Consider the following 19984-nt stretch of genomic DNA (forward strand, 5'->3'; position numbering starts at 1 on the left):
CAAAGCATCCTTCAAAGAATCAGATGCTCTCGACAGATTCAGCTCCTAAACCCCTTGTCACGCGTTAACTCACCCGATTGCCCTGTCATATCAGGCCGCTTGCCTTTACATCGCCATTGTCGACGTGCCAGAAGCGCGTTCGAACGAGCAAGCCCGATGATCGGAGAAGACTGTTGAAGCCGGACGAAATCAGAAAGCTGGACGCCTATTTCAAGCGCGTCTTCCAGAACCCCAAGCTCGAGGTCAAGGCACGGCCGCGCAAGGAAGATTCGGCCGAGGTCTATGTCGGCGACGAATTCCTCGGCATCGTCTTCAAGGACGAGGACGACGGCGACTACAATTTTTCGATGGCGATCCTCGACATCGACCTGGCCTGAGCCAGCATCTTGCGCTTGCCGGCTGCGCCTCGAATGCGGCCGGCCAGCCGGATCTCCCGACGCTTTCCTATGCTAATGCTCTGCCTTCAATATCCGCCCGGCTTCGGTGGCGATCGATGCATCAAGCGCCTGCCAATCGCCCAGAAATTCCCTGGGGAAGCGATAGGTGAGGCTGAGCTCGTCGCCGACCTGGATGTCGCGCTCGCAGGGCGCCAGCGATTCCTCGGCACTCGGCCCGCTCAGGCAACGGGCCACGAACGGGTCCTTGCCGGGGCGCTTGCCGACAACCAGCACCTCGTTCAAATAGCCTGATTTCTCGTTGAAACCGTACACCGTCGTGCCGCCAGGCCCCGCAATGCCGGGTTGGGTGATCAGCGCGCTGTAGATCGGCGCGAGGCGGCCACTCATGTCACGCGACATCATCTGCTGTTCGAAGGACAGGAAGATGATGTTCTTGGCTGTCCCTGTGTGGTTGAAGTCGTCGCGCGCGGCCTCGCTGTAGCCGTCCATCTGGGGATAGCGCAGATAGAGGTCTAGCCGCGAGGCGATGCCGTCGCGCCGGGCCTGGGCGAAGCGGATGGCGTTGGCCGGCACGGCGAGGACATTGTTGCCGATCACCACCTGGTGGACAGTTGCGTCGTCGGTGTATCCGGCCATGGCGATCGAATGGCCGAACCATTTGCCGCCAAGGCTGATCGCTGCCGACAGCAGGGCCAGCGCCGCGAACCCGTAGAGCACCCGCTTCATCAGCCTGGAATCGACCACGGTGAGTTCGGGGCCGTTGGCGAGCGCTGCCTGTTTCATCTCAGTCCCCGGATCTCCGGCCGCCACCTGTCCGCCTCCCGTGTCCCTGGGCGGCACACATCGCACGGCATGGCTCTTGCAGCCTTCATGGAACGACTGTGCAATTTCATGGTAAATGGAAAGTTAAGATGGGACCGCTGGAACTCGCGCTCTTCGCTTTTGTCGTCGGTTTGACCGCCTGCGGGCTGGCTGGATCGGCCATGGAACTGGTCTCGGGCCGCAAGGTCGCCTTCACCGAACCCTACGTGTCGCCGTCCCATATCTTGCGCTCGCTGCTCGCCACCGCGTGTGCCGGGCCCTTCATGCTGGTCAACGATGCCATCGATGCCCGGCGCGAGCGCCGCATTTCGATGATAGCGCTGATGTCCTGCGGCTGCACGGCGATTGCCTGGGCCTTGGCGCTGGGCGTGGTCGTGCTTGCCATTGCCTCATGGACGATCCGTCTCCTAGGGTTGCCAGCCTGAGACGATTCGGAGACCAAGACATGCCGCTTTATGCGATCGATGGAACGGAGCCCAGCTTCGTGGATGCCGAGACCAACTGGATCGCGCCCGATGCGACGCTGATCGGCGACGTGCGCGTCGGCCGCAACGCCGGCTTCTGGTTCGGTACCGTCATTCGCGGCGACAATGAGCCCATCGTCATCGGCGCCGACACCAATGTGCAGGAGCACACGGTGATGCACACCGATCCCGGCTTCCCGCTGACCATCGGGGAGGGCTGCACCATCGGCCACCGCGCCTTGCTCCATGGTTGCACGATTGGCGACAACAGCCTGGTCGGTATGGGCGCCATCGTGCTGAACGGCGCGAAAATCGGCAGGAATTCGCTGGTCGGCGCCGGTGCACTGGTCACCGAAGGCAAGGAATTCCCGGACAATTCGCTGATCGTCGGCTCGCCCGCCAAGGCAATCAGGGTTCTGGACGACGCGGCCGTGGCAAGGTTGCGCGGCTCGGCCGCGCACTACGTTGCCAATGGCAAGCGCTTCAAGACGGGGCTGAAGAAGATCTGAAGCGAACGGGGCTCCAATAGATAGCATATTCCAGCGGATACCCGAGGCCGAGTTCAAACGGCATGCGCTCGTCGAACCAGCGGGGCGAGCCGCCCAAGGCTAAGCCGAGGCTCCCAAAATCGCCTGCCTTGAAGGCATCATCGATAGCCTTGTACAGGCGATGACGCTCGCAGCGATCTTCCGGGATTTCCAACATCGCTGTGATCCAGAAGGCGAAACTGATGGCTCGATCTCCTGCCGGTGGAAAGGCGGTCGTCCGATGCACCTAGCAGGTCGATGGTGCGCACACCTTTTCACGGATTGCTGATATAAGTCATCGCTGAATAATGATCTGCATCGCGGAGGTAGCTTCCGGCATGCCATTCCAGCTTAGTGAGCAAGGGCAGCAAATTCTTCCGCTAATTTGCATTCTGTTAGCTGGCGTCTTCATTGGCATGGCCTTGGAACGTTTTCTATCGAGGAAACGGAGGCAGGCATGGAGGGAGAGCAACCGCAGGCACTGGGCGAGAGAGCGCAGCGAGGGCGACATCCTTAGCGGCCTATGGGTTGTCCCGAAGCCTGTTTCCGCGCCACCGAAACCAACTGATCCTGCTGATCAGTTGCGGATTGTCATGGGTGCGAGCTTTACTATTCAACCGCTCCTCAACAGGAGTGAAGTACGCGTCTTCAAGGAACTTGATCGCATGGTGATCAGCTGCAATCCGGGATGGCAGGTGATGGCCCAAGTGTCACTGGGCGAAATTCTGCGCAGCGCGAACGCCGACGCCTACAACTGCATCAACTCGAAACGAGTGGACCTTCTTCTTGTGGACGAGACCTGTCTGCCTCGACATGCGCTCGAATACCAAGGCCATGCGCATCACCAAGGCACAGCAGCAGCACGTGATGCGGTCAAAAAGGAAGCCCTGCGACGTGCTGGCATCAGTTACCATGAGATCGTCGGCGGTCACACGACACCTTCGGAACTCAGGCGACTGGTGGAGAGGCTCGTGGACAAGCCCACGGCGCCGCAATAGCTGGCCTATGTAACGGGGATATCTCGGGACCTGAGTGGTTCATGAGCCCTCGCCAGAAATGGCGGAGCCGGCCCGGGGACGGGGCCGGCTCCTTTCACCCGGTCGTTGGGGACGGGGAGGGTGGGGACTCGACCGGGTTTCTCCTTAAGCGGTCACATTCATGCGACGCGCTTGACCTCTGATTTAGCGGACGCTGGCGACAGCGTCGGAGCGGCCGTCGTTGATCGTCACCCAAACGCCCGAATTCTGATCTGACTGGCGCTTGAGATAGGTGTAGTCGGTATCCGTCCAGGACAGGACCTTGGTTTCCAGATTGTCGAGGATGAATTCGCCCAGGCTGGTGCGCACGGTCAGCACCGCGTGACCGTCGCCATTCGGCTGGCGCGCGACGGTCATCAGCAGATTGCCGGCGGGCACGCCCTCATCCATCAATTCACGACGCTTTTCCAGCGCGTAATCCTCGCAATCGCCATAGCCATTATCGGGATAGGCCCAGTATTCCTCGACACCGTAGTTTTCCATGTCGGTGCGCGGCTTGACGCGGGTGTTGACCGAATTGTTGATGTTGACGATCGTCGCCCACAGTTTGCGGGTCAGTTCGACCGGCGCGCCCTTGGGGGTCTTTTCGCTGCATTCGCCGGCTATGCGCTGGCAGAATTCATAATGGCCAACAGGCTGCGTGGTACGTCCGCCCGTGTGCATATAGGCCGGTCCCGCGGCATATGCTGATCCCCAAGCGGAAAGCTGCATCGCCATTGCCACCAGCAACAGCTTGCCCCTCGTTTTCTTCATTGCTGTAGTCTCCCCGTTCGAGGGAGACATTGCCACGTGTGGATTTATTTGAGGCAAAAGCGCGAAGTAGATATTGAGTAAAACTCCAGTAGAATAAACATAAAATTTGAATCATTTGAGTATTAAATTATTTGGAGTTTTCCGAAGCTGGCCCTCCAGGCTCGATGTCATGCAGGCCTGGCAGGCAACGGCATTGAGCTTGGCTGGAGCATCTCGATCAGCGATGTCTTGAACGCAAAAACCGGCCGCAAAGGGCCGGTTTCATGAAAGCGTTGCTGCCTTGTCAGGCGCGCGGCGTGTTGAATTCGGAATCGAGCGTTTCGGGGCGCTGGATGACGGCGAATTCGATGGCGACGCCATCCTCGAAATGGCGGACGATCTGCCCGCGCATGGTGCCGAGCATGACCTGGATGCCGATCGCCGGCTTGACGTCGATCTCGACCGCGGCGCCGGAGAGCGACAGGTCGATGATACGGCACTGGTACTGACGGCCGTCGGTGAGCTGCAGCACGCTGGTCGGATTGCGCGGCGCGACGCGCTCGTGGCGACGGTCTTCCGGCAGGTCGAGCTCATGCTTGTTGGCAAGCCAGGTCAATTGCGCGGCAAGCTTGTCCTTCTTGCGATCCGACGCGATGACGGTCATCGCGAAACCGTCTTGCAAGGTGCGCGTAACGACGCCTTCGATGCGGCCGATATGATCGATGTAGGCGATGACTTTTTCGCCGGGCATTCCGATGCGGTCGGTGCGAAACGCGACATTGCCCGGTGACATGTCGATGACCTGGCAAGGGTGCTCGGTGCGGTCTTCCAGCATGAAGCGCCCGTAAATCTTGACCCGGACGCGCTGAAAGTTGCGCCTTTCAGCTTGGGACGGCGCATAGTCGATCGCCGCTGACCTCATGACTGCCTACACCCCGTTTGGCGTCCCACGCGTCGATGCGAGGAACTTCATCCGAGAAGTACAGCAAAGCGGGTTAACAAAGGGGAAAAACGGGCGCTTTTAGCGTTTTCCTTTTTATGCATGTCGCTGTTCCAAAACCGCTCCGCATTTTTGGGCGACATGCATCGAGCCGCGATACCGCGGACTATTCCTCGCGCCCGCCATCGAAGACGACAAGATGACGGATGCGGCGCGCCCGGCCGAGCGCCGAGATCGTCTCGGGTATCCCGAGGTCATCGGGAACGAGCGAGGGAACATCGATCGCCGGACGGTTGCTCAGCAGTTCTTTCTCCGGGTCGATGACGCGGATCGAATCGATCAGCGCGTCGGTGATCGGGTCGGCGCCCAGCCAGAAGGGCTTCTCCACGGCGCTGACGACGCCCAGGCAGCGCGGATTTTCGATGCCGCCGTCAAGCGGCAAGGCGAGCAGTTCGAACTTGTTGGAGCGCCCGTTGCGGCTGAAGCCCTCATAGGTGATGAGCACGACCGACTTCTGGTCGAAGACGCCATGGATCAGCCGCGAGACGAGCCGCTGATCCTTCTCACGCCACAGCGACGGAAAGGAAAACCCCTTGAGCTCACGGCCATAGCAGGCGCAAAGCCTGGTGCCGGCGAGCCGGAACACGGCTTGCCCGCGCGTGTCCCGTTCCAGGATAAAGGTGTCGGCCAGCAGCGACTTGATGTCGGCCGGCTCGACCTCCGAACGCTTCGGGGCAGGGCGTCCGTCACGCAGGCGATTCCAATAGTGGAACAGCGTGATCGATCCATTCTGGTTCATGCTATGCTGCTCCGCGCAATCTGTCGTCTGATGTCCCATCGGTGAACAGAAGGGCGCCCTCCGATGACCTACATGCGTTGCGGAGCAGGAAGCGTGCCAGCGTCGTTAACACTTGTTCACGGGTCGGGGCCGTTAAGGTTAACAAGTGGTTTACGTTGCATCGAAGCGAGCCCCGTGGCACACAAAAACCACTCCAGAAGCGGTCGTTTCGCAACGATCGGCAGCACTTCAGTCAAGAGTTTTAGGGGAGCGTGGGGCTCGACCGGCCGTTCAAGGGAAAACCTTGAACGGCTTCTTTTTTGATTCGCGCCGCGGCGATTCGCGGTTTGCGGTTCGGTCCGCAGTCATCTAGATGCTCGGACCCCGATCACGCTGTGAGTGCAATTTCAAATGAGTGAACCGGTAACTCCCCCGGAAGACGACCTGGTCGAGGGTTCGCCTGAGCCCCGGCGCGAGCCGGTGTTCAACCTGCCGCCAGTGGTGCTGGCGGTGATCGGCATTTGCGTCGCCGTCTATCTGCTGCAGCAATATGTGCTGGACGACGCACAGCAGATGACATTGCTGTACGACGGGGCCTTCATTCCTGTTCTCTACACCGGGCAATACGGCTTCGACTGGTTCCTGTTTTCCCGGCCGTTCACCTATGCCTTCATGCATGGCGGTTTTGCCCATATCGCCATCAACATGGTCTGGCTCGCGGCCTTTGGCTCGCCGTTGGCAAATCGTCTGGGCACGCTCTGGTTCGCGCTGTTCTTTGCCGTAACCGGGCTGGCTTCGGTCGCGCTTTTCTGGGCTATGCATCCTTATGGAGACGCGCCGCTGGTCGGTGCCTCGGGAGCCATATCGGGCATGATGGGAGCCGCGGCGCGTTTCGGTTTCCGCACCGACCGTTCGGCTGCCTTCGCCGGCCCGGTGCTGCCGATCGCATTCGTGTTGCGCTTGCGCGGTGTCGTGATCTTCCTCGCCGTGTGGATGATCATCAACCTTGCCACCGGTCTTCTCGGCTTTGCCCCGGGAGTAGACGGCCAGATCGCCTGGGAGGCCCATGTCGGCGGCTTCGTCGCCGGCTTCTTCGGGCTGCGCTGGTTCGACCGGCGATGGCAGGCGCCCGAATGGGAGACGACCGACCACCGCACTTGAAATGCAATCGATCACGGCGCACGATGTTCACTCTTATGTGAAAGCCGGTCAGGCAGGAACCGGCAGGCAAAAAGCTGAGGAGGACGCCATGACGGTGAAGGCAATTCTCGAGAAGAAAGGCCACGACGTGTTGACGCTCGGGCCGAACGAAAAGCTTAGCGAAGCCATCCGCATCCTGGCAGAACACAAGATCGGCGCACTGGTCATCACCAATGGCGATCACAAGATCGTCGGCATTCTTTCCGAGCGCGACATCGTGCGGGTCATCGCCAGGGAAGGTGCAGCCGCGCTCGATATCGCCGTGCGTTCGGCAATGACGCCGAAGGTGAAGATCTGCAACGAAAACCATACCGTCAACGAGGTGATGGAAATCATGACCCGAGGCCGTTTCCGCCATCTGCCGGTGGAAAAGGACGGCACGCTCGATGGCATCGTGTCCATCGGCGACGTGGTCAAGCGCCGCATAGAGGATGTCGAGCGCGAGGCCGAAGAGATCAGGGCCTATATCGCGACGGCGTGACGGGTTAGGCCGGATCGAAGCGATTTGGTGTTGGAAGGCACCGGCCGTGTTGTCCGGCGGGTATCGGCATTGGCGGCTAGCCATCGGTCTTTTTATGTCGCGAGATGATGGCTTCGTGACCGAACATCTCGCGGTCACGAAGGATAGCTTTGAATTGCTCGGATCGAGTAAATAAGTCAGCATTAGCCACTACGTTTTGGTCAATTTTAGCTTGCTGGTTCGCTGTTAGATTTTCGAAAGCTTTCGATGAATCGGCAGCTTTTTCTTTGAGTAAATCAGCTATCCCGCGGGGGACCACAAACTTTCCTGGCTTAATGACCCCATCTCGAACGTGTATCTTCGTCCCCTCCCATCTGCTTGAACCGCGTTGAATGAGGCCGAAGATACAAAACCGGCCTAGCTTCGCGAATGTCATCAACGATCGATTTGATCCAACAATATCCATCTGGACCGCGCCTGTCAGATATCGATTGATGTTATTGGGTAGGCCAGAAATGTCGGTATTTTCGATCAAATCGAATATGAGAAGATGCTGCTCGAAATCTCCAGGATGTGAAACCTCATCAAGAAGAAATCTGTGCCAACGCTCTTCTGCCATTACAACAAGATTTTCTTGCTCTGCTGTGTAGACAGCATCTCGATTAATACCTTTGCAATATTTCAGAACCCGCCAAGAAACTGAAACGCAAAAATTCAACAACCAGTCCTGATAGTTAACAATAAGCTGTCCGCCAAGCCAGGGATGAAAGAGATTAGTGGCAAAGGCAGTTTCCGAGCGGTTGAACCTGCTCTCACATTCGCGACAAAGCCAGCGTAGTTTTAGACCGTCCTGAACTCTGATGTTCGGGTTTTCTGTGCTGCGAATGTGCCCTCGACCTGAACGCTGTCTCAGCCACCTAAACACAAAAGCTGGCAGGACATGACTATCGCAGAGTTCGGTCGAACGCTTACAGAATGCGCATATCCCAATCTTCGCCATGGTTGATTTCCGACTACGGCAACGACTCGGTAGCGAATCGCTTCACTCAAGGGCGCATCTTCGGGCTTTTCGCTTGTTTCACCTAGCCGTTTGCATTAGCGAAATTGCGCACCGAAATATGCGTTTCGCATTTTCAGCAGTTCCAACTTGCAGGCCGCCATGACCCTCATAGACACCCGCACCCCCGACGCGAAACGCTTGATCCCCGGCGCCACCGGCGACTGGGAGATCATCATCGGTCTCGAAGTCCATGCGCAGGTCACCTCGGAAGCAAAGCTGTTTTCCGGCGCATCGACCGCCTTTGGGGCGGCACCCAACGCCAATGTCAGCCTGGTCGACGCGGCGATGCCAGGCATGCTGCCCGTCATCAACGAGGAATGCGTCAAGCAGGCGATCCGCACCGGCCTTGGGCTGAAGGCGCAGATCAACCACAAGTCGGTCTTCGACCGGAAAAACTACTTTTATCCCGATCTGCCGCAGGGCTACCAGATTTCGCAGTTCAAGCAGCCGATCGTCGGCGAGGGCACGGTGATCGTCTCGGTCGGTCCCGACCGCCAGGGCGAATTCGAGGACATCGAGGTCGGCATCGAGCGGCTGCATCTGGAGCAGGATGCCGGCAAGTCGATGCACGACCAGCATCCGACCATGTCCTATGTCGACCTCAACCGCTCCGGCGTGGCGCTGATGGAGATCGTCTCCAAGCCGGACATGCGCTCGGCCGACGAAGCCAAGGCCTATGTTACCAAGCTGCGCACCATCGTGCGCTACCTCGGCACCTGCGACGGCAACATGGACGAAGGCTCGATGCGTGCCGACGTCAACGTCTCGGTGCGCAAGCCGGGCGGTGAGTTCGGCACGCGCTGCGAGATCAAGAACGTCAACTCGATCCGCTTCATCGGCCAGGCCATCGATTATGAGGCGCGCCGGCAGATCGCCATCCTTGAGGACGGCGGCAAGATTGACCAGGAAACGCGGCTGTTCGACGCCGTCAAGGGCGAGACGCGCTCGATGCGCTCGAAGGAAGAGGCGCACGACTACCGCTACTTCCCCGATCCGGATCTTCTGCCGCTGGAATTCGACCAGGCCTATGTCGACGCGCTTGCGAAGGAATTGCCGGAACTGCCCGACGACAAGAAGGCGCGGCTGATCTCGTCGCTCGGCCTGTCGACCTATGACGCCTCGATCCTGGTGTCGGAAAAGCCGATCGCCGACTATTTCGAGAAGGTCGCCGCCGGCCGCGACGGCAAGCTCGCCGCCAACTGGGTCATCAACGATCTGCTCGGCCAATTGAACAAGGCCGGCAAGGACATTGAAAACGCTCCGGTTTCGCCCGATCAGCTCGGCGCCGTCATCGATCTGATCAAGGACGGCACCATCTCCGGCAAGATCGCCAAGGACCTGTTCGAGATCGTCTGGAACGAGGGCGGCGATCCGCGCCAGCTGGTCGAAAGCCGTGGCATGAAGCAGGTCACCGACACCGGCGCAATCGAGAAGGCGGTCGACGAGGTGATCGCTGCCAACCCGGACAAGGTCGAACAGGCGCGCGCCAAGCCGAGCATGGCGGGCTGGTTCGTTGGCCAGGTGATGAAGGCGACCGGCGGCAAGGCCAATCCGCAAGCGGTCAACGACCTCGTCAAGACCAAGCTGGGCATCGAGTAGGGCCGTGTTCGTCCGCACCGCCGGGGAGCGCGACCTTGCCGCAGTGCGGACGCTGCTGGTCGAGACCTGGCATGCGACCTATGATGCCCTTTATGGCGCTGCCAAGGTGACCGAGATCACCGATGAATGGCACTCGATTGCCTCGCTCCGTTCGCGGCTGACACGGCCGAACTCGGAATTCCTGGTCGCCGATGACGGCAAGCGGATCGGCGGCATGGCTTTCGCCGCCGCCACCGCGGATGCGAAGGTCATCCTGTTGAACCAACTCTACGTCCATCCGGACTGCCAAAGGCGAGGGATCGGGCAAGCACTGCTCGACGAGGTCGAGGCCAGTTTCCCGGAAGCGCGAGTGCTGCGCGTCGAGGTCGAGGAGGCCAATGGCGGCGCCATCGCCTTCTATCGATCGAAGGGGTTTTTGCCCGCCGGCACAGCTGCGGAACCTCACGGCAGCTCAAGGCCGACGACGCTGAGTTTCGAGAAGCCGCTCGGATAGGCTGCCGCCGGGCTTCGGCGCCAACATGAATTTCATCGTCAACCGCTTCACCGGGCGGGTCGGCATCCAGTCGATGTATCTGCATATGCCAACCGAGGAATAGTTCGAGGCATGTCGGCAGCGATCCGGCCATGCGTCATCCCGGCATTTGCCGTGCCGGCTCACGACGGATATGCAGGGACATGACCAAACTATCCCGCACTGTAGCGTTGGCGCTGCTCGCCATCATCATTTTCGCAACCTTGTCGCCGATCCAGATGCGGCCGCACCTCGCCGAAGCGAATGTCGAGCGCGCCTTGGCTTACGTGCTGTTGGGCTTCGCCTTGGCGCTCGGCTTCCCCAACCGACTGTATCAAGCAGTGATCTTTGTAGCTGCGACCGCCGGCATGTTGGAACTGCTTCAGATCATCGATCCCGGTCGCCACGCGCAGCTTTCCGATGCGTTCGTGAAAGCCTGCGCAGGCATTGTCGGGATCCTCGTGGGGCAATTGTTCGTCAAGAGCAGCGGACGAATGGGGGAGCGGTAGGCGCGGGCAGAAAACCGCCGCGCCGACGGGGCAGGCTTCGCCTCGAGCTTGGCTACGCAGAGGAAACGTCCACATTGTCGATCAGCCTGGTCTTGCCGAGCCACGCGGCCGCGAGCAGGCGGCCTTCACGGTCTCGACGCCATGGCGCGAGCGTCAGGCTTTCGCGTGCCTCGACATAGTCGACTTTTTGGAAGCCGGCGGCGATGAGGGCGCGGCTGGCCTCTTCGGTTGAGTTGCTCTGGTCGGCGCCCGCCGCCAGCGCCACTGCCGTGTTGCGCAATATCACGTTGAGCTGGCGGGCGATCTTCAGTTCGGTCTCGTCGAGATAGGCATTGCGTGACGACATGGCGAGACCCTGCGCATCGCGGATCGTCGGTGCGCCGATGATCTCGACGGGCAGGTCGAGGTCGCGGCAGAGCTGCCTGACGACGCAAAGCTGCTGGTAGTCCTTCTCGCCGAAGATCGCGCAGTCGGGCGTTGCCTGCAGCAAGAGCTTTGCCACCACGGTGGCGACGCCATCGAAAAAGGTCGGCCGAAAGTCCGATTCGAGCCCGGCGGAGGGGCCGCCGACCGAGATTTTCGTGGCGAAGCCAGCAGGGTACATCTCGCCAACCGTCGGTGTGAAGGCAAGGTCGGCCTTTGCCGATCCCAGCCGGTCGAGGTCGCGGGCGAGCTGACGCGGGTATTTGTCGAGGTCTTCGGTCGGCGCGAACTGTGTCGGGTTGACGAAGATCGACACGACGCAGCGATCGGCTTTTTCGAGCGCGATTCTGACCAGCGAGATGTGCCCGTCATGCAAAGCGCCCATGGTCGGCACCATGGCGACACGAAGGCCGTCGCGCCGCCAGTCACGGATTTGCGCGCGAAGTGCGGCAACGCTGTCGACGACAACGGGAAGGCTCATGCGTCATTCCTGCTGTCTGTCGCCGAAAAGACATGGCCAGGGCCGGGAAATGCCCTGCTTCGCACCTCCGCTGCGTAGCTTTCGGCGGCATGCGAGATCACGCTGCGCAGATCGGCGTATTCCTTGACGAATTTCGGCACGCGGTCGACGGTGAGTCCGACCATGTCGTCGATGACCAGGATCTGGCCGTCGCAGTCGCCGCTGGCGCCGATGCCGATGGTTGGAATGGCGATGCGGCGGGTTATGTCGGCGGCGACGGTCTCGACCGTGCCCTCGATGACCACCGAGAATGCGCCGGCGCCTTCGACGGCAAGCGCATCGCGAAGCAATGCCGCAACAGCCTCCTCGGTGCGGCCTTTGATCTTGTAGCCGCCGTCCTTTTCGACCGATTGCGGCTGCAGGCCGATATGTCCCATGACCGGAATGCCGGCGGCGACGATGGCCGCGATTTGTCTGACCATGCCGACGCCGCCTTCGAGTTTCACCGCCTGGCAGCCGGTTTCGTCGGCGACGCGTCGCGCCGAAGCGACGGCTTGCGCCGTCGAATCCTCATAGGTGCCGGCCGGCAGGTCGACGACGACGCAGGCCCTGGCCGAGCCGCGCATCACCGCTTGCCCGTGCGCGATCATCATCTCCAGCGAGGCTCCCAGCGTCGTCTTGTGGCCGTGCAGCACCATGGCGACGCTGTCGCCGACCAGAAGCAGGTCGACATGCTCGTCGAGCAAACGGGCCACGGGGTAGGTATAGGCGGTCAGGCAGACGATAGGCGTGCCACCCTTGCGGCGGCGAATCAGCTCGGTGCTGATGCGGATGTCGGTGGTCGGCAATTTCGTGGCCAATCGTCACCTCCTTCGGCCTGCTGCCGGGTTGGATACCCGCACGGCGCGCGCAGAGCTTTAGAAAGACCGCAAAGGCTTGGCAAGCGCGCATCCCGCGACGGAGAGGATCAGGGGCTGGTGCCGGGTTTCCGGCAAGCCATTTGCAAGCACCCCGTGGCAAAAGCCTTGCCTTCGGCAAGGCCTGACGCCATAAGCAGGAAACGGGCGCTGCCGGCGCGAGGGTTCTGAAGATGAAGACTTTCCTGACGCAGTTTTTCACCTGGTGGAACAGCCAGACGCTGGGAACGCGGCTGCACACCTGGCGGTATGGCAAGAAGGTCGGTCAGGACGAAACGGGCAATGTCTACTACGAGGGCGGCATCGATTCGGAAGGCCGCACACGCCGCTGGGTCATCTACCGCAACTATTCGGAAGCGTCCGCCATACCGCCTGGTTGGCACGGCTGGATCCATCATCGGGTCGACGTCGCACCGGCGAGCGAGGACTACAAGCCGCGCGACTGGCAGAAGCCGCATCAGCCCAACCTGACCGGCAGCCCGGCGGCCTATCGCCCGAAGGGCTCGGTGCTGACCAATCAGCATCGTCCGCAGGTCACTGGCGACTACGACGCCTGGACGCCCGGGTCGTAGCGACAGGGTGCAGGCCGGTCCTTTATCGCCACAATTGGTGTTTAGCTGCTTGCTGATCAGAAAACGGCGACTAGCCTTGGCGATCGACAGAATCACCCGGGCGCGAACCACCGGTATCTTTGCATGAGCTTTTTCAATCCAATATCAACGGCCAGTCTGACGCTAGCCGCCGGTCTTGCTGTCAGCACCGCGGCGTTTGCCGCTTCGCCTGAACCCGCCGCACCCGCGCCGGCACCGTCCACGGCATCGGAGCGGGTCACCAATCCCGTCGCCGAGTTTGCCGGTATCGACAAGATCACCGGCCGTATCATCAGCTTCGATGTCTATATCGATGAGACGGTGCAGTTCGGTGCTTTGCAGGTGACGCCGCGCGTCTGCTATTCGCGGCCGCAGACCGAAGAACCGAAGACAGATTCCTTCGTCGAGGTCGACGAGATCACACTCGACCGCAAGATCCGCCGCATCTTCACCGGCTGGATGTTCGCCGAAAGCCCCGGCCTCAACGCTGTCGAGCATGCCGTCTATGACGTCTGGCTGAAGGAATGCAAGCAGAAGTCGGATGTACCGGCGCCTGACGGCGCCAAAGCTGACTCAACCAAACCCGATGCTCCCAAGCCGGCCGCGGCCAAACCGAAGCCCGCGGCCACTCCGGACGTGACAGAGCCTGATGTGACTGAGCCGGACGCTTCGGATCCCGATTCGACCGACGCCAACTGATCCTCCGGAACCCTCCCGGTCACCAAGCGTTGGGCCACGGAAGACCGCGCATCCATGCGTAAGGAGGATCTTCCGATGTCAGACAGCAAGCGCATCACGGCCAGTGAGGCAGAATTGCTTGAACTCGAAAAGGGGTTCTGGACGGGCGACGCGGCCTATTACGCCGCCAATGCCGACACGGAATGCCTGGTGGCATTTCCGCGGATGGCCAAGGCGATGGATAATGCCGATCTCGCCAAGACAGCAACCAAACCCAACCGCTGGCGGGATCTGAAGATCGACCTCAAGGGTATTATCGAGCCGGGCAGCGACATCGTCATGCTGACCTACGAAGCGCATGCCACGCGCGAGAACGGCGAACCCTACGCGGCCCTGGTCAGCACCGGTTACGTCCATCGCGTCAATGGCTGGAAGATGATGTTCCACGCGCAGACGCCGTTGGAAGCCGTGGCCGAGACTAATCGTCAGGGGTAGAATATGGCATCGCCCTTGAGTGCGTCGGCCAGCATTTTCTCGTATTTGCCGCGCGGCACGTCGACCGCGCCGAAGCGCTTGAGGTGCTCGGTTGTGAACTGCGTATCAAGCAGTGCGAAGCCCCGCGCCTTCAAGCGCTCGACGAGGTAATAAAGGCAGATCTTGGAAGCGTCGGTCTCCCTGGCGAACATGCTCTCGCCAAAGAACACCCGGCCGAGCGACACACCATAGAGGCCGCCGACCAGCCGGTCCTCGCGCCACGCCTCGACCGAATGACAATGCCCTATCCGATGCAGTTCGACATAGGCTTCGCGGATCGGCGCATTGATCCAGGTCGACCGGCGCTCGACGCGCTTCTCGGCGCAACCGTCGATCGTCGCTTCGAAGTCGAAATCGAAACGGATGTCGAAAGGGCTCTTCTTGATCGTTTTCCTGAGGCTTTTCGGCGTGTGGAAATCGTCGAGAGGTATGATGCCACGTGTCTCCGGCCGTACCCAGAACACTTCTGGGTCGCCGGCACTTTCGGCCATAGGGAAGACGCCCGAAGCATAGGCCTTGAGCAGAAGGTCGGTGGGAATGCGATAGCCGGGCGCGTAGGGACGGGTCATCGCGTCTCCGCGTTACTCTTCCTGGGCCAGATATTTTTCCAGCCAATGGATATCATAATCGCCATTGGCGATATCGGCATTGCCGACGAGATCGCGAAACAGCGGCAACGTCGTCTTGATACCGTCGACGACGAATTCGTCCAGGGCGCGGCGCAGCCGCATCATGCACTCGACGCGGTTGCGCCCATGCACGATCAGCTTGCCGATCAGGCTGTCGTAATAGGGCGGGATCTTGTAGCCGGAATAGACACCGGAATCGACGCGGATGCCCAGGCCGCCTGGCGTGTGGAAGTGGGTGATCGTGCCGGGCGAGGGCGTGAAGGTGCGCGGGTCCTCGGCGTTGATGCGGCATTCGATGGCGTGGCCGTTGAACTTGATGTCCTCCTGCTTCACCGAGAGGCCGCCGCCGGAGGCGACGCGGATCTGCTCGTGCACGAGATCGATGCCGGTGATCGCTTCCGTCACCGGATGCTCGACCTGCAGGCGCGTGTTCATCTCGATGAAATAGAACTCGCCATTCTCGTAGAGGAATTCGATGGTGCCGGCGCCGGAATAGCCGAGATCGGCGATGGCCTTGGCGCAGATGCCGCCAATACGGGCGCGCTCTTCGGCATTGAGGGCCGGCGAGGGGGCTTCTTCCCAGACCTTCTGGTGGCGACGCTGCAAGGAACAGTCGCGCTCGCCAAAATGGACGCCGCGACCAAAGCCGTCGCCAAACACCTGCACTTCGATGTGGCGCGGCTTTTCCAGGTACTTTTCGATGTAGACGGCATCGTCGCCGAAGGCCGCACCAGCTTCGCTGCTCGCTGTCTGCAAGGCGACCTCAAGGTCGGCTTCGGTAAGGGCGACCTTCATTCCGCGCCCGCCACCGCCCGCGGATGCCTTGATGATCACGGGATAGCCGATCTCGGCGGCAATGCGCCTGGCTTCCTTTTGATCGGTAACAGCGCCGTCCGAACCGGGCACCACCGGAATGCCGAGGCGCTTTGCCGTGCGCTTGGCCTCGATCTTGTCGCCCATGATACGGATATGGTCGCCGGTCGGGCCGATGAAGGTGATGTTGTGCGCGGCCAGGATGTCGGCGAACTTGGCGTTCTCAGAAAGGAAGCCGTAACCCGGATGCACGGCGTCGGCACCAGTGATTTCGCAAGCCGCGACGATCTGATGGATGTTGAGATAGCTGTCGCGCGATGGCGGCGGGCCAATGCAGACGCTCTCGTCGGCGAGCCGCACATGCATGGCGTCGGCATCGGCGGTCGAATGCACCACCACCGTCTGGATGCCGAGTTCCTTGCAGGCGCGCAGGACCCGAAGGGCGATTTCGCCGCGATTGGCGATGAGGATCTTCTGGAACATCAGGTCCGCTCTACTCGATCACGACGAGCGGCATACCGTATTCGACCGGCGTCGCATCCTCGAAAAGGATCGCCGTCACCGTGCCGGCGCGCGGCGAGGGGATCTGGTTCATCGTCTTCATCGCCTCGATGATCAGCAGCGTCTGGCCTTCCTTGACCTTCTGGCCGATTTCGATGAACGCCTTGGCATCGGGCGACGGTGCCAGATAGGCGGTGCCGACCATGGGCGAGGTGACCGCGTTCTTCGACACGTCGGCCACCACCGGGGCGGCGGCCATAGCGGCCGGCTGAGCTGTTGCCGGCGCATAGGCCGGCTGCGGTGCCGCGATCGCGTGAACGGCGGGCGCCTGGCGTGAGACGCGCACCTTCAGGTCGCCCAGTTCGACCTCGATCTCGGTGAGATTGGTGTCATTCAGTATGCCCGCCAGATCACGGATCAGCTGCTGGTCAACACCGGTCTTCTTTATCGACATTTTCGAGCCTTCTGTTTGTTGGCCGGTCATAGGCGTGCGGCCAGCGCCTGCAGCGCCAGCGTATAGCCGAGCGGCCCAAAGCCACAAATCATGCCGACGGCGACCGGCGCGACCATGGAGACGTGGCGGAATGGTTCCCGCGCATGGATGTTGGAAAGATGGACTTCGGCCACCGGCAACGGCGCGACAGCGCGGATGGCGTCGTGGATGGCGATCGAGGTGTGGCTGTAGGCGCCAGGATTGATGACGATGCCGACAGCCTTGTCGCCGGCTTCCTGAATCCAGTCGACAAGGTCGCCCTCGTGGTTGGACTGGCGGAAATCGATTTCGAGTCCAAGGGCCGTGCCGGCCTGCTTGCAGTCGTCGGCGATGTCGGCAAGCGTCTTGCCGCCATAGATGCCCGGCTCGCGCTTTCCGAGCGCGTTGAGATTGGGACCGTTCAAGACGAAAACCGTTTTCAAAAAAGCCGACCTTTTCCGGCGCTGACATCAAGTCGCGCTGGGCCCTCTATAATGGGCATACCCGCCCGCGGAAAGAGCGCAAGTGCGTTCTTTCACTGTCCACAACAGGCGGAAATGTACCCGTGAGAAATAGGCGCGCGGGCAAGATCAGAGTGCGGCTTTCGCCGCCTCGATCTTTTCGGCCAGCACTTCCTGCCCAAGCGCCCCGAATACCACCTCGTTGCCGACGACATAGGACGGCGTTCCGGTGATCGCCAGCTTGTTGGCAAGATCGTAGGTCTTGGAGAAGGCCTCGGTGATTTTTGGGTCCTTCATTTTCTCGCGCAGCGTTGCTTCGTCGGCACCGAGCGACAGCGCGACCTTGATGGCCGCCGCCTCGGTGGCACGTCCCTGGCCGCCGAGCAGCGCATTGTGGAATTCGCCGTATTTTTCCGGGTGCATCAGGTGAAAGGCCATCGAGACGACGCTCGCCTTCTGCGAATCCGGTCCGAGGATCGGGAATTCCTTGAGCACGAAGCGCAGGTCCGGATCGGTCTTGGTCAGCGCCCTCATGTCTTCGATTGCGCGTTTGCAGAAGCCGCAATTGTAATCGTAGAACTCGACGATGGTGACCTTGCCGTTCGGATTGCCGACGACGCCGTCGAAGGCGGAGTTGAATATCTGGTCCTTGGCGTTCTTGATCACGCCGAGATGAGCGATGCGCTGCTCTTCCTTCTGCTTGGCCTCGAGCGCGTCCTGGACCTCCAGAAGGACTTCCGGGTTCTTGAGCAGATAGTCGCGGATGATGCCTTCCACCTCGCCGCGGTCGATCTTGGTGTCGGCCGCTGCCGTCTCGACGGGCTGCGTCGTACCGGCCTTGGCAATCTGCGGGTTTCCGGCCACGAATCCGAAAGCCAGCATGGCCAACGCGACCGCAACCCCCGTGGTGCCCAGCAGCAGTGCCTTTTTCATCGTTCCGTTCCTTCTACCTGTTTCCGGTCTGGCTATGTCGTGGCGCGCGGCCGGAAGGTTCACTTGATCTTGGTTGATGGCCTGTAGTTTATGATATCCTGGGCGCGAAGCCAGCGCGGCTCGCCGCGCTTCATCTCTTGCTGCGCTCGCATGGCGAAAATCTTCGCATCCTTGTAGTTACCGGAATAGAAATGGCCTTCGGCGGTGGCGAGTTCGGCGCCCGGTATATCACCCAGCTCGCCATAGGCTTGCGCCAGATAGCGATACCCGGCCGAATTTTCCTTGTCGCGCTCGAGGCCATTGTTGATCTGCACCACGGCCTTTTTCAGCGAGTCGGGCGTGCCGACGGCCATCAGCGCCTGGCCAAGGGAGACAGGCAGCAAGCCGGACCGCGCCGGATCGAGGCTGACCGCCTTCGCGTAGGCCTCGGCCGCATCCTTGGGCTTGTTTGCCTTCATCAGGATATCGCCGCGCAGTTCCTGGAAATAGGCGTTCTTCGGCTGCGCCTTGATCAATGCATTGGTCTTGGCGAGCGCGGCGGCGATGTTGCCGAACAGGTAGGTCGACTGGGCATCGCCATACCGTGCGGCCAGCGTTCCCTGCATCTTTCGCATCAGCCGCGACGCGGCGGCCTGGCCATCCATATAGACGGCGATCTTCACCCGCATCATGTCGTGACGCTGCTGAAGCGCGGGCGGGTCCAGTCTGTCGACATTGGGGCTCTGTTTCACCAGCACTTCGAGATTGGCGATGCGGTCCTGCGGCATGGGATGGCTGATCCGGTAGGGATCGACCTGGGCGCCCGAAAGCGACAGCGCCGTCTGGAAGCGGCGGAAGGTCTTCAGCATGCCCATGCCGGACTGGCCGGTGGCGTTGAGATAGGTGATCGCCGAGCGGTCGGCCGTCATCTCCTCGGTGCGCTGATAAGCGAGGATGCTGCGCTGTGCCATCTCGCCGCCGCCGGCCGCCACGCCCATGCCGGCGCCGGCAAGGCCGCGGCTGTTGGTGGTCGCGCCGGCAACCATGGCGCCGGCGCCAAGCAATGTCGCGATGATGGCCATCGTCTTGGCGCGTTCGAGCTGGTCGCGCAGCTTCTGCTGGTGGCCGCCGGCGATGTGGCCGGCTTCATGGGCAATGACGCCGATGATCTCGTTCGGCGTCTCGGCCGTCATCAGTGCGCCGGTGTTGATGAACAGCCGGCGCCCGGTGACGAAGGCATTGAAGCTCTGGTCGTTGACCAGCACGATGTCGATGCCGTCATTCGCCAGGCCCGCCGCCCTGAAGATCGGCCGCGCATAATCGCGCACCAGCGCCTCGATCTCGGCGTCGCGTACCACCGGCACGTTCTGGGCGAAAGCGCTGACCGAACTTGCCACTGCGACCGCGACGCCAAGGGAAAGCGTCGCGAAGACGCGCGCTGCCTGGGCAATCGTCGATCTGGGTCGGCTCAACATGATGGCTACCACTGGTAGACGAGCGGGCGAAAGATGAAAAGTCGGCGTGGGAAACTTCCTCAACTTGTGATCCTCACATCAA

Annotated in this window: 26 protein-coding genes; 12 read left to right on the top strand and 14 right to left on the bottom strand. The window is 61.0% G+C overall.

The window, feature by feature from the left end; all coding sequences use genetic code 11:
- Window positions 1–173: 173 nt before the first annotated feature.
- Window positions 174–377: a DUF3126 family protein gene (locus NKH03_RS16315; protein ID WP_006200852.1), complete on the top strand. Its 204-nt coding sequence runs from the start codon at window positions 174–176 to the stop codon at window positions 375–377.
- A gap of 72 nt (window positions 378–449) precedes the next feature.
- On the opposite strand, the gene NKH03_RS16320 is transcribed toward NKH03_RS16315, so the two are convergent.
- Window positions 450–1181: a hypothetical protein gene (locus NKH03_RS16320; protein WP_352969237.1), complete on the bottom strand. Its 732-nt coding sequence runs from the start codon at window positions 1179–1181 to the stop codon at window positions 450–452.
- A gap of 128 nt (window positions 1182–1309) precedes the next feature.
- Here NKH03_RS16320 and NKH03_RS16325 point away from each other — a divergent pair, with 128 nt between their 5' ends.
- Together NKH03_RS16325 and NKH03_RS16330 are read left to right on the top strand one after the other, a co-directional pair.
- Complete coding sequence (locus NKH03_RS16325) at window positions 1310–1645, top strand: DUF6949 family protein (protein ID WP_352969239.1); 336 nt, start codon at window positions 1310–1312, stop codon at window positions 1643–1645.
- Window positions 1646–1665: 20 nt separating this feature from the next.
- Window positions 1666–2193 carry a gamma carbonic anhydrase family protein gene (locus tag NKH03_RS16330; protein ID WP_352969241.1) on the top strand — a complete coding sequence of 176 codons (528 nt, stop codon included), beginning with the start codon at window positions 1666–1668 and terminating at the stop codon, window positions 2191–2193.
- Here NKH03_RS16330 and NKH03_RS16335 read toward each other — a convergent pair.
- Entirely contained in the window at window positions 2168–2389 is a 222-nt protein-coding gene (locus NKH03_RS16335) for a hypothetical protein (protein ID WP_352969243.1), read from the bottom strand. The genes NKH03_RS16330 and NKH03_RS16335 overlap by 26 nt on opposite strands.
- A 160-nt stretch (window positions 2390–2549) precedes the next feature.
- Between NKH03_RS16335 and NKH03_RS16340 the strand changes: the two genes are divergently transcribed.
- Window positions 2550–3209, top strand: a complete 660-nt coding sequence (locus NKH03_RS16340) for a DUF2726 domain-containing protein (RefSeq protein ID WP_352969245.1) — start codon at window positions 2550–2552, stop codon at window positions 3207–3209.
- Between the two features lie 183 nt (window positions 3210–3392).
- Here the strand turns inward: NKH03_RS16340 and NKH03_RS16345 are convergent, their stop codons facing one another.
- The 3 genes from NKH03_RS16345 to NKH03_RS16355 all read right to left on the bottom strand — a co-directional run bounded on the left by NKH03_RS16345 (window position 3393) and on the right by NKH03_RS16355 (window position 5719).
- On the bottom strand, window positions 3393–4001 hold the full coding sequence (locus NKH03_RS16345) for a transglutaminase-like cysteine peptidase (RefSeq protein WP_352969246.1): 609 nt from the start codon (window positions 3999–4001) through the stop codon (window positions 3393–3395).
- A gap of 283 nt (window positions 4002–4284) precedes the next feature.
- Complete coding sequence (locus NKH03_RS16350) at window positions 4285–4902, bottom strand: PilZ domain-containing protein (protein WP_352864184.1); 618 nt, start codon at window positions 4900–4902, stop codon at window positions 4285–4287.
- 184 nt (window positions 4903–5086) lie between these two features.
- Entirely contained in the window at window positions 5087–5719 is a 633-nt protein-coding gene (locus tag NKH03_RS16355) for a PAS domain-containing protein (protein ID WP_352864186.1), read from the bottom strand.
- Between the two features lie 390 nt (window positions 5720–6109).
- On the opposite strand from NKH03_RS16355, the gene NKH03_RS16360 reads away from it, so the two are divergent.
- Both NKH03_RS16360 and NKH03_RS16365 read left to right on the top strand, forming a co-directional pair.
- Window positions 6110–6859 (top strand): rhomboid family intramembrane serine protease, encoded by a 750-nt coding sequence (locus NKH03_RS16360; protein ID WP_352969248.1) that lies wholly within the window; start codon window positions 6110–6112, stop codon window positions 6857–6859.
- Window positions 6860–6947: 88 nt separating this feature from the next.
- Window positions 6948–7379, top strand: a complete 432-nt coding sequence (locus NKH03_RS16365) for a CBS domain-containing protein (protein WP_352969250.1) — start codon at window positions 6948–6950, stop codon at window positions 7377–7379.
- 76 nt (window positions 7380–7455) lie between these two features.
- Here the strand turns inward: NKH03_RS16365 and NKH03_RS16370 are convergent, their stop codons facing one another.
- Window positions 7456–8358, bottom strand: a complete 903-nt coding sequence (locus NKH03_RS16370; RefSeq protein WP_352969252.1) for a hypothetical protein — start codon at window positions 8356–8358, stop codon at window positions 7456–7458.
- A 159-nt stretch (window positions 8359–8517) separates the two neighbouring features.
- Here NKH03_RS16370 and gatB point away from each other — a divergent pair, with 159 nt between their 5' ends.
- From gatB to NKH03_RS16385, 3 genes are all read left to right on the top strand, one after another.
- Window positions 8518–10017 carry an Asp-tRNA(Asn)/Glu-tRNA(Gln) amidotransferase subunit GatB gene (gatB, locus tag NKH03_RS16375; RefSeq protein ID WP_352969253.1) on the top strand — a complete coding sequence of 500 codons (1500 nt, stop codon included), beginning with the start codon at window positions 8518–8520 and terminating at the stop codon, window positions 10015–10017.
- Between the two features lie 4 nt (window positions 10018–10021).
- The gene (locus tag NKH03_RS16380) at window positions 10022–10510 is read left to right on the top strand and encodes a GNAT family N-acetyltransferase (protein ID WP_352969255.1); all 489 of its coding nucleotides are present in this window, start codon (window positions 10022–10024) and stop codon (window positions 10508–10510) included.
- Between the two features lie 182 nt (window positions 10511–10692).
- The gene (locus NKH03_RS16385; protein WP_352864199.1) at window positions 10693–11037 is read left to right on the top strand and encodes a VanZ family protein; all 345 of its coding nucleotides are present in this window, start codon (window positions 10693–10695) and stop codon (window positions 11035–11037) included.
- Window positions 11038–11089: 52 nt separating this feature from the next.
- Here the strand turns inward: NKH03_RS16385 and panC are convergent, their stop codons facing one another.
- Both panC and panB read right to left on the bottom strand, forming a co-directional pair.
- A complete protein-coding gene (gene panC, locus NKH03_RS16390; RefSeq protein ID WP_352969257.1) occupies window positions 11090–11941 on the bottom strand; it encodes a pantoate--beta-alanine ligase in 852 nt (283 codons plus the stop codon).
- Window positions 11938–12780, bottom strand: a complete 843-nt coding sequence (gene panB, locus NKH03_RS16395; protein WP_352969258.1) for a 3-methyl-2-oxobutanoate hydroxymethyltransferase — start codon at window positions 12778–12780, stop codon at window positions 11938–11940. The genes panC and panB overlap by 4 nt, the downstream gene beginning before the upstream one ends.
- A 230-nt stretch (window positions 12781–13010) precedes the next feature.
- On the opposite strand from panB, the gene NKH03_RS16400 reads away from it, so the two are divergent.
- From NKH03_RS16400 to NKH03_RS16410, 3 genes are all read left to right on the top strand, one after another.
- The gene (locus tag NKH03_RS16400) at window positions 13011–13409 is read left to right on the top strand and encodes an NADH:ubiquinone oxidoreductase subunit NDUFA12 (RefSeq protein ID WP_352864206.1); all 399 of its coding nucleotides are present in this window, start codon (window positions 13011–13013) and stop codon (window positions 13407–13409) included.
- 123 nt (window positions 13410–13532) lie between these two features.
- Complete coding sequence (locus NKH03_RS16405) at window positions 13533–14126, top strand: DUF2155 domain-containing protein (RefSeq protein ID WP_352969260.1); 594 nt, start codon at window positions 13533–13535, stop codon at window positions 14124–14126.
- 75 nt (window positions 14127–14201) lie between these two features.
- Complete coding sequence (locus tag NKH03_RS16410; protein ID WP_352877340.1) at window positions 14202–14600, top strand: hypothetical protein; 399 nt, start codon at window positions 14202–14204, stop codon at window positions 14598–14600.
- Here the strand turns inward: NKH03_RS16410 and aat are convergent.
- From aat to NKH03_RS16440, 6 genes are all read right to left on the bottom strand, one after another.
- Window positions 14591–15208: a leucyl/phenylalanyl-tRNA--protein transferase gene (aat, locus tag NKH03_RS16415; RefSeq protein ID WP_352969262.1), complete on the bottom strand. Its 618-nt coding sequence runs from the start codon at window positions 15206–15208 to the stop codon at window positions 14591–14593. The genes NKH03_RS16410 and aat overlap by 10 nt on opposite strands.
- Before the next feature lie 12 nt (window positions 15209–15220).
- On the bottom strand, window positions 15221–16564 hold the full coding sequence (gene accC / locus NKH03_RS16420) for an acetyl-CoA carboxylase biotin carboxylase subunit (protein WP_352877344.1): 1344 nt from the start codon (window positions 16562–16564) through the stop codon (window positions 15221–15223).
- A 10-nt stretch (window positions 16565–16574) separates the two neighbouring features.
- Window positions 16575–17036 (bottom strand): acetyl-CoA carboxylase biotin carboxyl carrier protein, encoded by a 462-nt coding sequence (gene accB, locus NKH03_RS16425; RefSeq protein ID WP_352864217.1) that lies wholly within the window; start codon window positions 17034–17036, stop codon window positions 16575–16577.
- Window positions 17037–17062: 26 nt separating this feature from the next.
- Complete coding sequence (gene aroQ, locus NKH03_RS16430) at window positions 17063–17497, bottom strand: type II 3-dehydroquinate dehydratase (RefSeq protein WP_352864220.1); 435 nt, start codon at window positions 17495–17497, stop codon at window positions 17063–17065.
- A 147-nt stretch (window positions 17498–17644) separates the two neighbouring features.
- Window positions 17645–18448 carry a DsbA family protein gene (locus tag NKH03_RS16435; protein ID WP_352877346.1) on the bottom strand — a complete coding sequence of 268 codons (804 nt, stop codon included), beginning with the start codon at window positions 18446–18448 and terminating at the stop codon, window positions 17645–17647.
- 59 nt (window positions 18449–18507) lie between these two features.
- Window positions 18508–19902: a M48 family metalloprotease gene (locus NKH03_RS16440; protein ID WP_352877349.1), complete on the bottom strand. Its 1395-nt coding sequence runs from the start codon at window positions 19900–19902 to the stop codon at window positions 18508–18510.
- Between the last annotated feature and the right edge of the window lie 82 nt (window positions 19903–19984).

This window comes from Mesorhizobium sp. M1406 (assembly GCF_040317555.1).
Classification (GTDB): Bacteria; Pseudomonadota; Alphaproteobacteria; order Rhizobiales; family Rhizobiaceae; genus Mesorhizobium.

What these genes read in the sequence shown, in the direction of transcription:
- NKH03_RS16325 (WP_352969239.1), top strand. Translation starts at nt 1,310, where the DNA reads ATGGGACCGCTGGAACTCGCGCTCTTCGCTTTTGTCGTCGGTTTGACC.
- NKH03_RS16320 (WP_352969237.1), bottom strand. Translation starts at nt 1,181, where the DNA reads ATGAAACAGGCAGCGCTCGCCAACGGCCCCGAACTCACCGTGGTCGAT.
- NKH03_RS16355 (WP_352864186.1), bottom strand. Translation starts at nt 5,719, where the DNA reads ATGAACCAGAATGGATCGATCACGCTGTTCCACTATTGGAATCGCCTG.
- NKH03_RS16350 (WP_352864184.1), bottom strand. Translation starts at nt 4,902, where the DNA reads ATGAGGTCAGCGGCGATCGACTATGCGCCGTCCCAAGCTGAAAGGCGC.
- aat (WP_352969262.1), bottom strand. Translation starts at nt 15,208, where the DNA reads ATGACCCGTCCCTACGCGCCCGGCTATCGCATTCCCACCGACCTTCTG.
- NKH03_RS16405 (WP_352969260.1), top strand. Translation starts at nt 13,533, where the DNA reads ATGAGCTTTTTCAATCCAATATCAACGGCCAGTCTGACGCTAGCCGCC.
- accC (WP_352877344.1), bottom strand. Translation starts at nt 16,564, where the DNA reads ATGTTCCAGAAGATCCTCATCGCCAATCGCGGCGAAATCGCCCTTCGG.
- NKH03_RS16340 (WP_352969245.1), top strand. Translation starts at nt 2,550, where the DNA reads ATGCCATTCCAGCTTAGTGAGCAAGGGCAGCAAATTCTTCCGCTAATT.
- accB (WP_352864217.1), bottom strand. Translation starts at nt 17,036, where the DNA reads ATGTCGATAAAGAAGACCGGTGTTGACCAGCAGCTGATCCGTGATCTG.
- NKH03_RS16440 (WP_352877349.1), bottom strand. Translation starts at nt 19,902, where the DNA reads ATGTTGAGCCGACCCAGATCGACGATTGCCCAGGCAGCGCGCGTCTTC.
- NKH03_RS16370 (WP_352969252.1), bottom strand. Translation starts at nt 8,358, where the DNA reads ATGGCGAAGATTGGGATATGCGCATTCTGTAAGCGTTCGACCGAACTC.
- NKH03_RS16345 (WP_352969246.1), bottom strand. Translation starts at nt 4,001, where the DNA reads ATGAAGAAAACGAGGGGCAAGCTGTTGCTGGTGGCAATGGCGATGCAG.
- NKH03_RS16410 (WP_352877340.1), top strand. Translation starts at nt 14,202, where the DNA reads ATGTCAGACAGCAAGCGCATCACGGCCAGTGAGGCAGAATTGCTTGAA.
- NKH03_RS16435 (WP_352877346.1), bottom strand. Translation starts at nt 18,448, where the DNA reads ATGAAAAAGGCACTGCTGCTGGGCACCACGGGGGTTGCGGTCGCGTTG.
- NKH03_RS16400 (WP_352864206.1), top strand. Translation starts at nt 13,011, where the DNA reads ATGAAGACTTTCCTGACGCAGTTTTTCACCTGGTGGAACAGCCAGACG.
- NKH03_RS16360 (WP_352969248.1), top strand. Translation starts at nt 6,110, where the DNA reads ATGAGTGAACCGGTAACTCCCCCGGAAGACGACCTGGTCGAGGGTTCG.
- gatB (WP_352969253.1), top strand. Translation starts at nt 8,518, where the DNA reads ATGACCCTCATAGACACCCGCACCCCCGACGCGAAACGCTTGATCCCC.
- panC (WP_352969257.1), bottom strand. Translation starts at nt 11,941, where the DNA reads ATGAGCCTTCCCGTTGTCGTCGACAGCGTTGCCGCACTTCGCGCGCAA.
- NKH03_RS16335 (WP_352969243.1), bottom strand. Translation starts at nt 2,389, where the DNA reads ATGTTGGAAATCCCGGAAGATCGCTGCGAGCGTCATCGCCTGTACAAG.
- NKH03_RS16330 (WP_352969241.1), top strand. Translation starts at nt 1,666, where the DNA reads ATGCCGCTTTATGCGATCGATGGAACGGAGCCCAGCTTCGTGGATGCC.
- NKH03_RS16365 (WP_352969250.1), top strand. Translation starts at nt 6,948, where the DNA reads ATGACGGTGAAGGCAATTCTCGAGAAGAAAGGCCACGACGTGTTGACG.
- NKH03_RS16385 (WP_352864199.1), top strand. Translation starts at nt 10,693, where the DNA reads ATGACCAAACTATCCCGCACTGTAGCGTTGGCGCTGCTCGCCATCATC.